The organism is Paraclostridium sp., from assembly GCF_051657365.1.
In the GTDB taxonomy this organism is placed as follows: Bacteria; Bacillota; Clostridia; order Peptostreptococcales; family Peptostreptococcaceae; genus Paraclostridium.
Genome location: NZ_JBOFKN010000089.1, coordinates 1 through 11294, shown reverse-complemented (window position 1 = coordinate 11294; position 11294 = coordinate 1). Strand labels below are relative to the sequence as shown.

Annotated in this window: 13 protein-coding genes; 1 reads left to right on the top strand and 12 read right to left on the bottom strand. The window is 25.1% G+C overall.

Features of this window, described 5'->3' with window-relative positions; all coding sequences use genetic code 11:
• Positions 1-142 precede the first annotated feature (142 nt).
• The 7 genes from ACRCYC_RS06320 to ACRCYC_RS06290 form a co-directional block, all read right to left on the bottom strand.
• Positions 143-1081 (bottom strand): ComEC/Rec2 family competence protein, encoded by a 939-nt coding sequence (locus ACRCYC_RS06320; RefSeq protein ID WP_438618269.1) that lies wholly within the window; start codon positions 1079-1081, stop codon positions 143-145.
• Between the two features lie 81 nt (positions 1082-1162).
• Positions 1163-1711, bottom strand: coding sequence for a hypothetical protein (locus ACRCYC_RS06315; RefSeq protein WP_438618268.1), 549 nt, complete (start codon positions 1709-1711; stop codon positions 1163-1165).
• Between the two features lie 292 nt (positions 1712-2003).
• Positions 2004-2981: a YbgA family protein gene (locus ACRCYC_RS06310; protein WP_438618267.1), complete on the bottom strand. Its 978-nt coding sequence runs from the start codon at positions 2979-2981 to the stop codon at positions 2004-2006.
• Between the two features lie 111 nt (positions 2982-3092).
• Positions 3093-3602 carry a hypothetical protein gene (locus ACRCYC_RS06305; RefSeq protein WP_438618266.1) on the bottom strand — a complete coding sequence of 170 codons (510 nt, stop codon included), beginning with the start codon at positions 3600-3602 and terminating at the stop codon, positions 3093-3095.
• A 130-nt stretch (positions 3603-3732) separates the two neighbouring features.
• A complete protein-coding gene (rbr, locus tag ACRCYC_RS06300) occupies positions 3733-4320 on the bottom strand; it encodes a rubrerythrin (RefSeq protein ID WP_438618264.1) in 588 nt (195 codons plus the stop codon).
• An 80-nt stretch (positions 4321-4400) separates the two neighbouring features.
• A complete protein-coding gene (locus ACRCYC_RS06295) occupies positions 4401-4841 on the bottom strand; it encodes a hypothetical protein (RefSeq protein WP_438618262.1) in 441 nt (146 codons plus the stop codon).
• Positions 4842-5015: 174 nt separating this feature from the next.
• Positions 5016-5981, bottom strand: coding sequence for a hypothetical protein (locus ACRCYC_RS06290; protein ID WP_438618261.1), 966 nt, complete (start codon positions 5979-5981; stop codon positions 5016-5018).
• Between the two features lie 400 nt (positions 5982-6381).
• On the opposite strand from ACRCYC_RS06290, the gene pnuC reads away from it, so the two are divergent.
• On the top strand, positions 6382-7146 hold the full coding sequence (gene pnuC / locus ACRCYC_RS06285; protein WP_438618260.1) for a nicotinamide riboside transporter PnuC: 765 nt from the start codon (positions 6382-6384) through the stop codon (positions 7144-7146).
• 37 nt (positions 7147-7183) lie between these two features.
• Here pnuC and ACRCYC_RS06280 read toward each other — a convergent pair whose 3' ends face one another.
• From ACRCYC_RS06280 to ACRCYC_RS06260, 5 genes are all read right to left on the bottom strand, one after another.
• A complete protein-coding gene (locus tag ACRCYC_RS06280; RefSeq protein ID WP_438618259.1) occupies positions 7184-7714 on the bottom strand; it encodes a lytic transglycosylase domain-containing protein in 531 nt (176 codons plus the stop codon).
• 131 nt (positions 7715-7845) lie between these two features.
• Complete coding sequence (locus ACRCYC_RS06275) at positions 7846-8577, bottom strand: metal-dependent hydrolase (RefSeq protein ID WP_438618258.1); 732 nt, start codon at positions 8575-8577, stop codon at positions 7846-7848.
• Between the two features lie 86 nt (positions 8578-8663).
• Positions 8664-9503 (bottom strand): hypothetical protein, encoded by an 840-nt coding sequence (locus tag ACRCYC_RS06270; RefSeq protein WP_438618257.1) that lies wholly within the window; start codon positions 9501-9503, stop codon positions 8664-8666.
• 220 nt (positions 9504-9723) lie between these two features.
• Positions 9724-10068, bottom strand: coding sequence for an SdpI family protein (locus tag ACRCYC_RS06265; protein WP_438618256.1), 345 nt, complete (start codon positions 10066-10068; stop codon positions 9724-9726).
• Between the two features lie 204 nt (positions 10069-10272).
• Positions 10273-11139 (bottom strand): hypothetical protein, encoded by an 867-nt coding sequence (locus tag ACRCYC_RS06260; RefSeq protein WP_438618255.1) that lies wholly within the window; start codon positions 11137-11139, stop codon positions 10273-10275.
• Positions 11140-11294 lie beyond the last annotated feature (155 nt).

The following is an 11294-nucleotide window of genomic DNA, read 5'->3' as shown; positions in this document are numbered from 1 at the left end:
ATCATTTTCTGAAATTAAATTTGATGGTATAATCATTTTGAGTCATTCCTTTTGATTTTGATTTGTTTTGCGACATCATTATATCAAAAAAGAATGACTTTTTTATTTTTTACAATTTTTGTTATTCAACAAGCTATATATATTATTGACCTAACTGTTTAATTACTCTATGTCTATATGAACCTTTTTTACACTCCGTATATATCCCTGAACCTGTAGAGGTGAATTTTATATTTCCACACTCATCTGTTCTATGTACTTCTATTTCACGTTCTTTTAATCTTTTCATAACTACTTCATGAGGATTAAAGTATGGATTGTTTTCTCCAACTGTTATGACAGCATATTTAGGTTTTAAAACATCTAAAAACACTTCACTAGTACTTCCCCATGCTCCATGATGCCCTATTTTTAAAAAATCTACCTCTTCCATACTTTCTAAAACCCTTTTTTCAGTTTTATCTTCTGCATCTGCTGCAAATAAAAATTTATCTTCTCCGTTACAATATAATGTTATTAATGATTCATCATTTATATATTCCCCACCCTGAGTATTATAAATTTTTAAATAGGAATTAGAATCTAAATTAATCACTTCTCCTTCCTTAGGTATTTTAGCCTTAATATTTTTAGCTGATAATGAATTAATAAACTCATTATCATATTTATCTTTAGGATTTCCATTAGAAATTAAGACTTCACCTATTTCAAAATTTTTTATTACACTATCTAATCCTCCTAAGTGATCTCTGTGATAATGAGTTGATATTACATAATCTATTTTAGAAATTCCCTCCTTCTTTAAATATGTATTTATGTGTATTTCATCATTATCTTCAGCACCGTCTATTAAAATGTTTTTTTTACCTTTTATAAGGATACAGTCACTATTACCTGTATCTAAAATATGAACTTCCACCTCATTTTTAGCAGCCTCACCATTTACTGATATTTTATTTATTTTTGACTTAATCATTGCCATAAAACTATATCCAAGTATAAAAGCAAAAATAGTAAGTACTATAATAACTAAAATTAAAATTTTTCTTTTTTCTTTTCTCGTTAAATAAAATGAGAACATATCAAACACCCTTTCTATGCTCTCCACCATTTTATATTAAAGTTATTATTTACTAAATATAAAAAATTTATAATTATTTTTTTAAACTAGTTTAAATAATATTGCCTTTAATTGAATTATTTGAGTTTCATCATTAAAATTATCAATTCTTTTTAAAAGCTCATCAATAATATCTTTATCAACATATTCCTCAAATGACATATCATCCAAAATTTCTTTTAAAAAAGCAAACTTATTTCCTTTTGTCTTTAATGCATTATCTAAAAATTTTAATATTTTATATTGATCTTCTATGTTAGCAATAAATTCTGATAACTCAATAAGCCATACAATATCATACTCTTCTAAAGCTGCTAGCTTTTTAAATGCTTCTTCGTTATCTAAAACCATTTTAAATATTCCTTCACTATAATCTTCTATAAAGTGTTCTAGTAAATCTTTAGTTATTCTTATATCATCTATACCTTTTAAAATTACAAGCTTCCAATGTTCTAAAGCTGTTTCTTTATCTATATAAATCATATGTTCTAAAATTTTAAATATCTCCTCAGTATTAAAATTATCTGTACTAAGAAAATTCTCTATTTTATCATTTAAAACTTTTAATTTTTTAGCTCTATCATTAAACATAAATACACACTCCATACAAACTTAAATTAACTATATGTTAAATTCATTTTATTAAATTATACATATAATTCTAATACTTTCAAGTTTTATAAAAAGTTTTCAATATAACATTTCATAATCTTTTTTCTAAATTTTGTTTTTCTATGCATATTTTTATTTCCAAAAAACTCAAATTCCCTAAAAATTTCAAAATGAGTAATCTTATTATTAAATTTAAGAGCAAATAAATTACTTCTTAAATTTTAATGTAATTAAAATAACCCCCTAAAATAGTGTGTTAATTAAAATTTTATTATCTTACAATCCCTTTACCTGAATCATCTAAATTCAAAAGCTTTTCAGGATAAGGTTCTAATAATGTTTGTTTTAATAAATATTCATTATCAAAACGTATAGCATATCCTTTCAACATTGTAATTATAGTTTTCTTAGGTTGCTTTCCTTCTCTAAAATCTTTAAGCATTTCTATAAAAAATATTCGTTCATCATCATATAAATATTTAGAAACATAACCATAAGCTTTTTCATAAACATGACTACATCTTCTAAATTTTTGATTTTCTTTAAACAATTCAAATAATAGATTTTGATATTCTTTAAAGTTTTCAAACAAATTTTTTTTATTTAAATTTGCTATGATATTTCCCATTTGTTTTGTTATATATGGTGAGTATGTCATAAATAAAAGCTTATTTTGTGTATGAAATTGAACTAAAATTTTGGGATTCAAAATATTTTTCATTTTTCTAAAACTAGCTAAAGTAAAAATTTTAGTTAAAAAATTATCTCTTATTTCAAAATTTTTAAGTCGTCCATCTTCCTCTATAATAACTTGTGTTAAATTATCAATTAAATATGCTGCAAAAATACCAGCTCCTTTAATTGACATAGAACCTTTTTCTTCTGTTTTGTATATTTTAACATCTTTAATCCCACAAGATGGTGATCTTCCTTTTAAAATAAAAGCATCTATATCCTTCTTTTTATACTCTAAAACTTTATCATTTGCGAATTCTAACATTTTATCAGTTACATCATTTTTTGTTGTTGATTCTATAACTTTTTTATTATTTTCATCTCCAACAATTTTTATCGTATCTCTTGGAATTCCTAGGCCTATTCCAACTTCTGGACAAACAGTTTCAAATTCTACGTAATCCATAAGCTCATTTAATAATTTACAAGGAGAATCCTCCCCATTATATCTACATTTTTCTCCATTTAAACACTTACTAACAATAATTATTGGTTTTTCCCATATCTTGTCCATAAAAAATTACACCTCAAATATTAAAAATTATTTTAATATTATTTTCTTCTATAATAAAAAAAATATCCTAGTAAGTTATTGTATTTTTAATACACTTACTAGGATATTTTTTTATTTCATATTTATAAAATTCAATATATCATCTTTTAAAAACCCAATATTATCTAATACAATACAATAAGTTTCATTTTTAAAATATTGACCAAATAATAAGTTAAAATCATTATCTCTCCAAAGAATAAATCCTGGAATATTATTAAACGCTACTGTTAATTCTCCAATATCAACAAGTCTTTCATTACTTTGAATATAGCCTATTCCTTCTAACCATTCTGGTTCTAAACCTTCATCTAAGTCAAAATCAAGTCCATTTACACATGTAACAAAAGAATCAAAAGAATCAACAAATGGCAAATATAATTTTTCCTTATCTTCTATAAGATTCTCAAAATCAACAAATGTCAGTTCTGCTATATCAAATTTTTCCTTTACTGAAAAATCTTGATTTAGACTAAATATTTTGCCATCAAAACTTTTAACAGCTTTATTCCTTAATAAATTTAGAGCCCCTTGTTTATATTCATTAAAAATTTTTTGCAAATTCACTCTCTTAATTATCATTATTTAAACTCCAATCTAAAATTAATATAAGTTTCTATTAATTTTAGCACATAAAAAACACTTGCTCAAAGTCAAAAGGACTAATTAGTATAATTTCAACTAAATAGTCCTTCTTTTAATATTAAATTATTTAAAATTCATCAGTATATACTTTAAAATACGCCTGTGAATAATAACATACTGGACAAACTTTTGGTGGTTCAATCCCTTCTACTACATATCCACAATTTTGACAAATCCAAAATAGACTTTTATCTTTTTTATAAAAAGATCCTTCATTTATTTCATTATATAATTTTCTATATCTATTTTCATGCATTTTTTCAATTTTTGAAATTGCGTCATAAGCTTCTGCAATTTTATTAAAGCCTTCTTCCTTAGCCACCTTTGAAAATTCTGGATATAAAATAGCTTGTTCTTCATGCTCACCTTTAGCAGCCGCATCAAGACAATCTACAGTTTTATCATATAAATCTACTGGATAATCTGCATTTATAATTATTTTTTCACCATTTAAATTATTAGCTAAAAACTTATAAAAAACATTTGCATGTGCCTTCTCTTGATTTGCAGTTTCTTCGAAAATTTTTGCTACAGATTCATAGCCTTCTTGTTTTGCTACTAATGAATAAAATGTATATCGATTTCGTGCTTGTGACTCACCAGCAAAACTTTTCATAAGATTTTCTGCAGTTTTTGTACCTTTTAAATTTTTCATAATATTATTCCTCCAAGTCTTTGTAAAATTAAATGATTTGTCTATTCTATTATTACCTAGAGTTCAATAATTATTATATTTTAAATATCTATTTTAACTTTTGGTATATATATAGATTTTAAAATTTCAACAATTTCTTTTTCTTTCATATACGTACTATAAACACTACATACTTCAATATAGCCTACTATATTATCTATTATTTTATAACTTGGTTCTTCTGATAACTCAATATAATCAATTAAAGAATACGCTATCTCTTCAAGAATTATAACAATATTCTCTCTATTCCCCTTATTTCTAAAGTCCTCAATAATTTTCAATAATTTATCAAGATTATTCCATCCATCTCTTTTAAATATACCAATTTTAAAATTAGATTTTTCAATAATATTTTCTACTTTTACAATATCACATTCATATAAATTTGTTTTATAAAGCAAATTATTATATTTTAAGGACTTTCTTAAATTTATAAAAAGCATTTTAGTTGAATAAAAAATATTCTGTCGCTTCCGCATAAATTCCTCCATTAAATTTAACATATAAAATTTTATAATTAATTATATAAATTTTATATGTAGGTAGCATCAATATTCTATTAAATTTCTAAAAATAAATAGCATCTGAAATTACTATTTAATTTCAGATGCTAAAATTTTCATTACTTTTAAAGTTATATATTTTTCAATTTATTATTTTATATTTAAATTTGGCATTTGTGGTACTTGCACTCCCTGTGACAATTGTACTGTTTGTCCATTACCTTGTTGTGTATTACCTTGTTGTGTATTACCTTGTTGTGTATTACCTTGATTAGAATTTGTTTGACCTGTTGATGGAACCTGAGTAGATTGTCCATTACTAGGTTGACTGTTATTCTCTTGTGAACTTGGGGCATTTGAAGTTCCACCTGTTCCAGTTTGTGAACTCTCTGGAGTATTTTGTGAACTTGAATTACTTGATCCATCATTAGGTACTGTATTCGGTTGATTTGATTGATTTGATTGATTTGTACTAGTTCCATTCCCTGAATTTATATTTGGTTGTGTAGTTGTATTAGGATTAGTTGTAGCACTTCCATCTTGTGAATTATTTCCATTTGTAGCATTTTGTGAATTATTTCCATTTGTAGCATTTTGTGAATTATTTCCACTACCTTGTGAACTACTTCCAGTATTTCCTGACGGCTTAGATGTTCCTGAATTCACACTACTTGAATTCACATTACCTGAATTTGGATTAGTCTGATTATTATTAGTGTCAACCACTGGTTGTTGATTACTTGATGAATTATTTTGTGTAGTTTGTGTCTGATTACTTGGAACAGCTATATTACTTGAATTTTGTGTTGCTCCTTGTGAGCTTTGATTTAAATTTGAATTTGTTTGCTCTGTTGGTAAGTTGTTACCCTCTCCAGAATATGCTGTAGTATCAGAGGTTCCACCTTGTACTGCTTGTCCAGTAAACTGAGCATTTTTAGCAGCTGGATTAACATAGACGCCTGGCGTATATGTAGATGGTGATGATGAACTCACTTCTTTTAATAGTTTACTACTAGTTAGTAAAGTTATTGTACTGATAATCGCTATGAATACAATGAAACCAATCGCTATAAAAATTCGCTTATTCTTTTCAAAATTTTCTTTAAATTTACTCATATATTCTCCTTTTATTATTATGGTAAAATAACTGTCATTTCAACATAGATTTAACGCAATTGAAACATAAAGTATACTTTTATTATACAAATTATTATCTTTTTGTAAATGGATTTTAATAGGTAATTAAGTAAAAGAAAGTTTTTATCTAAATAAATATACGCTATATTCAGATGAAGAAGAGATCTTTTTTTTGATAACTATTAAATTTTTAATAAATAAATCGTGTATTTCTAAGAAGCATGGAGCTATCGATAGTATGCATTTCCTCTTATCCTCTAAATACTAAATTTTTATTTGAAAAATTTATATTTTTTTAATAAAATGAATACCTGAAGATTCATTTAGTTATTTGTTCAAATTTAATATTTTAATAATATAATTTACTGGAGGAATTCAAATGAATTTTTTTAAATCTTTATCCCCATTCCAAAAAATATTTTTTATCTTCTTTATGGCAGCAGGAATTTTATCTTTCTTTGTTCCATTATTTACAGGAGATTCAAATTTTTTCGAATTATTTAGTGTAATAAGTATAATTGGATTAATATCCTCATTATCAGGAGTATTAACATCAATATATCAAGTTAGAGCTAGTATTGCTTGTTATTTTTGGTGGATTTTAAATACAGTTACATATGGAATAGTAGCTATAGATCAGCACTTATACGGTCAATTTATACAAAACATAGTATTCTTATTACCACTAGAAATTTGGGGATTCATAGCATGGAAAAAAAATCTTTCAAACTCTGAAAACGACTCAATAACAGTAAAAAAATTTACTACTATGAATTGGGTTATAACTATAATAGCATTACTAATTTGTTGGTTTTTATATGGTGAACTTTTAAATTATTTACCTGAAATATTCAAATCTTTGTTTAATATGAAAATACAAGCTGATAATCAAATTAAATTAGATTCATTTACATCTATTATTACAATTTTCGCAGTATTTTTAACATCTAAAAGATATATAGAACAATGGTATTTTTGGATAATTGCAAATATAGGAATAGTATTATTTATTAAAAATATTATAAATACTGGAATATTCTCTGTATCTGATTTATCAGGGGCTCTTGTTTGGGCTCAATATGGAACTGCTTCAGTATATGGACTTTACTGTTGGCTTAAAATACATAAAAAGCAAACAGCATAAAATAAAAAAACAGAAAGTTATTACTTTCTGTTTTTTTTTAAAAATAAGAATATGCTTTCTCATAAAAATTAACCTTTTTCACATAATTCGATGTCTGTGTAAAAGGTATTTTTTTTAGACTTTTTCCATTTTCAGAAAAATCACTATTTTTCAACCAATTTTCTACATTAGTCCTTCCAGCATTATATGCTGCTATTGCAACATCTTTATTTCCAAACTCATTTTCCAAATTCTTTATATACCAACACCCAAATTCTATATTTATTTTAGGATTATATAACATTTCTGGAGTAAAATTTTTAACACCTAACTTTGTTGCTATCCAAGCTCCAGTTTCATTTGTTATCTGCATTAATCCTTTTGCATTTTTATTAGATATAGCATTAGGATTATAATTACTCTCTGTTTTTATTATTCCTTTAACTAAAAGTGGATTTACTCCAAATTCAGTGCTATATTCCTGTATATAATTATTGTATTTATTAGGAATCATTTCATTTTTGATAGCAACTCCACCTAATACAACTACAAATATAATAATAATTATCACTGCTAACTTCTTTTTCATTTGTAATTCCTTCATCAAATATGTATTTTTAACTTTTCTTGCTCCTAAATAAGCTTAAAAACTTTATTATTTAGTATTTATGTGATATTAATAAATTTTTTAAATTCTTAACATTGGAAATTTTTATATATCTAAAATTTAAAATTTCCTAGAGAAATTACTGATATTACAATTATAAATATACACATAACTTTTGTTATACTTTCTATTATAGACCCTGTTTTAAATCTAGTAAAACTTATTCTAAACTTAAAAAAAGGAATAAAAAATGGTACTCCTGCTCGAGTAAACATATCAAGAAGTATATGACTTGCATACCCTACTAAAACTCCTAATAAATAAACCCTTATATATGGTAATAAAGCATAACTATCTAGGTAAGCTATGAACATGGCAATAATAAATATTATTAACACAACTACTGCTGATGGTTTTTTATATTTTTTCTTTCCCGTAGGAATACTTTTTATTACAAAAAGTATTGATGACGTTATTATCAGTCCCACTATAATAGAAAATATTAAATGATTACGACTCCCTAAATTTGTTCTTAAAATATCATTTAGTTTTTCTCCTAAAAAAGTAGTAAAAACTGCAAAAACTGCTAAAGCTATAAAACTATGTGTTCCTCCTCTATGTCCAAAGTTCTCAGCTATAAATCGAGATATTGGTTTAACCTTCTGTCCTATAGTACTACTCGGAGAATCTATATCTGGAATCAAACTTCCAATTGCACCGCCAGCCATTGTTACAGCTGCAAAAAGCAAAGGATTATGAATGGAAATAGAGAATAAGTTTTCAGCTATAATAGGTGTAAGAGCGCCAAATGCTATACCTCCAAACCTATGTGTTGGTCCTAACACTTCAACACCTCCTTATTTCAAAATTCGTATATACATATTATAGATAGAAAAATAGTATCTAGCAATAACTAGATACTATTTTAAATTTAAGATGTTGCATCATTATTTGATCCATAACCACTTGTATTATCTGCTGCTCCAATATACTTTGATGGAATTGGTGCAGAAGTTAACATCCAACCTTGTTGTCCTTTATAAACTACATCATTCATTTTATTAGCTGTATTTATTATTTTAGCTGTATTATCAGCAGGGTTAGAACTTATCATAGTAGCTGGATTAATTTCACCAACAACCTTAGATAAATCTGTTGGATATTCATAAAGTTTTATAACAGGTGTATTAGCATTAGGTAAAAACTGTACTATATATGGCATATTACCAAGAGTTAGTGGTGCAAAGTTTGATTCATTTGGTATTAAAGTCATATTTTTTGCATTTACAAAAGTATCTGTTTTAAATCCAAGTCCATCAACATCTCCTGCAGCTGATCCTAAAATGAAATATCCATCAACATATCCTATAACTAAAAGATTAGTTCCTGCTGGATAATATTTTACCGGTCCATTACCTTCTAATATATTATTGTAAACAGGAATATTTTGCTGTGATGTAATCATTCCTGTTATCAAATAATTTGTATGCATTTTTCCATCCGCAAGAGGAATAGGTGCTTCATAAGTCCCTTGTGGTATATACATACCATTTCCTATGTCAATTTTAGAAGGTGTAACATTCATAGGTGTTGTTATTGGCATATTATTACTAGATAAATTATCTGTATTTGATAAAGTAGCCTGTTTTAATAAATTATCATTGACTTTTTGATGATTAGTAGGTCTTGTCCCATTTGTATAAGCAAAAACTGCTATACCGCCAATTATAACAACAACGCCTATTGCAACTAATATTTTTAATGATTTCATAAATTTAATCTCCTAAATATGTAATTATATTTTTCATTATATTCTCAAAAAAACCCTAAAACGTTTCAAAGGAATTACAAAAATTAGAATATAATTACTTAAAATAATCAATACTTATTATTGCTTTAATTTTTAGTTTTAAATAATTAGATATTTAATTTCCCTTAAATAAAAATAAATGAGATTTATGTAAATAGAATTTATATAAATCTCATTTATTTTATCTTTTTATTTTTTTTCCATTCTTATCATATCTTCTTCTAAGTAATATTTCAGTAATTATTTGAAATACTAAACCTATAAATAGTGATACTATTGATATAGTCCAAAGGTTATCTGTGAAGCATATTAATATACTTGATATAATCATCGCTAATATTCCACTAGAAACTTGCATATTACACGATAACTTATTTCCAAAAACCCAAGCTTCCTTGCTACTCTTCGATCTTTTAGTTCTATACCCTCTACTATTACTTATTACTGGTGTTATTTTTGATTTATTGTAAAATCCTACAAATATTAAAGTAAGTCCAACTACCCAAGAATAAAAAAGCATAGCCATATATTTTCTCTCCTAACAATCCATTTTATATAATAAATAATTATTCATACACTTTTATAGTATAGTATTTATTAATTATTTTCAATTATATGAATGTATAAAAACAATTTATCTACTTATAATAAGTATGAAACATTTCAAATTTACGCCTTATAATATATTAAAACGACTATCTTTAAAGATAGTCGTTTTTTTACTTAAATATTATTTTCCTAAAAGATCTTTAAACTTATCTATAATAGAATTATTTTTTTCTTCTTCATATAAATCATAATCCTCACTAAAACAATAGTCACTCTCATCAATATTTTGAGCTGGTCGCTCTTCTTGTATTTCTATTGGTATATCTAATATTTCAGTTTTAGAGCCATCAATTTTATCATAAAATTCTTCTTTGCTCATAGCTATAGTTTTATCTATAGTGGAGTCACTCTGTTCTTTTGATTTAGGAGTAAATGATTGTGCCACTATTTGTCTTTTTCTAAGCATTGCTTCTCGTTCTTCTTTTAAATGTATCTCTTTCATATATAATTCTAAGTCCTTTTCTTCTATAAATCGTTTTTCTTCTAATAATTTTTCTAAATATTCTATTTTTTTATTTGTATCATTAAGACTTGATTCAAAATTTTCTATTTTTACTTCTTCGTTATTATCAACATTAGAATAATCATCTTGATCCATATAGTTATTACCAACATTAGAAGACTCATTTTGATCTATATAGTTATTACTAACATTAGAATAACCATCTTGATCTAAATATTCATCTTCTATGATAGTTGTTCTTTGAAGATTAAAGTTACCATCATCAATATTATTTTCGTTGCAGATAACATCATTTGACTTTTCTAAACTAGAACTGCTTTTGCTACTTTTATCCTCATCATCAAGATTTAAATCTTTTTCCATACTATTTAGAATAACATCCATTTTATCTAGCTTATGTACAAATTCAAACCATTCTAACTCATCCATATTTAAATTTTTTTTATTATCTCTAATAACTATATCAATATCTCTTTTTACATCTCTTAAAATTGCAATCTTTTTTTTAATATTGTTCTTATTCATGTCTAAAGCTCCTCATATTAAAATACTATTTATTCTTATTTTACCACCACCAATATTACTTTATTATATATATACTACAATATTATATATATAACATAAAGTATGAAATAATTATGAACTAAAAAACAACTATTTAATTGTTATTTTATGAATTA

What these genes read in the sequence shown, in the direction of transcription:
- ACRCYC_RS06270 (WP_438618257.1), bottom strand. Translation starts at nt 9,503, where the DNA reads ATGAAATCATTAAAAATATTAGTTGCAATAGGCGTTGTTGTTATAATT.
- ACRCYC_RS06320 (WP_438618269.1), bottom strand. Translation starts at nt 1,081, where the DNA reads ATGTTCTCATTTTATTTAACGAGAAAAGAAAAAAGAAAAATTTTAATT.
- ACRCYC_RS06295 (WP_438618262.1), bottom strand. Translation starts at nt 4,841, where the DNA reads ATGCGGAAGCGACAGAATATTTTTTATTCAACTAAAATGCTTTTTATA.
- ACRCYC_RS06290 (WP_438618261.1), bottom strand. Translation starts at nt 5,981, where the DNA reads ATGAGTAAATTTAAAGAAAATTTTGAAAAGAATAAGCGAATTTTTATA.
- ACRCYC_RS06280 (WP_438618259.1), bottom strand. Translation starts at nt 7,714, where the DNA reads ATGAAAAAGAAGTTAGCAGTGATAATTATTATTATATTTGTAGTTGTA.
- ACRCYC_RS06315 (WP_438618268.1), bottom strand. Translation starts at nt 1,711, where the DNA reads ATGTTTAATGATAGAGCTAAAAAATTAAAAGTTTTAAATGATAAAATA.
- ACRCYC_RS06265 (WP_438618256.1), bottom strand. Translation starts at nt 10,068, where the DNA reads ATGGCTATGCTTTTTTATTCTTGGGTAGTTGGACTTACTTTAATATTT.
- ACRCYC_RS06260 (WP_438618255.1), bottom strand. Translation starts at nt 11,139, where the DNA reads ATGAATAAGAACAATATTAAAAAAAAGATTGCAATTTTAAGAGATGTA.
- ACRCYC_RS06305 (WP_438618266.1), bottom strand. Translation starts at nt 3,602, where the DNA reads ATGATAATTAAGAGAGTGAATTTGCAAAAAATTTTTAATGAATATAAA.
- pnuC (WP_438618260.1), top strand. Translation starts at nt 6,382, where the DNA reads ATGAATTTTTTTAAATCTTTATCCCCATTCCAAAAAATATTTTTTATC.
- ACRCYC_RS06310 (WP_438618267.1), bottom strand. Translation starts at nt 2,981, where the DNA reads ATGGACAAGATATGGGAAAAACCAATAATTATTGTTAGTAAGTGTTTA.
- rbr (WP_438618264.1), bottom strand. Translation starts at nt 4,320, where the DNA reads ATGAAAAATTTAAAAGGTACAAAAACTGCAGAAAATCTTATGAAAAGT.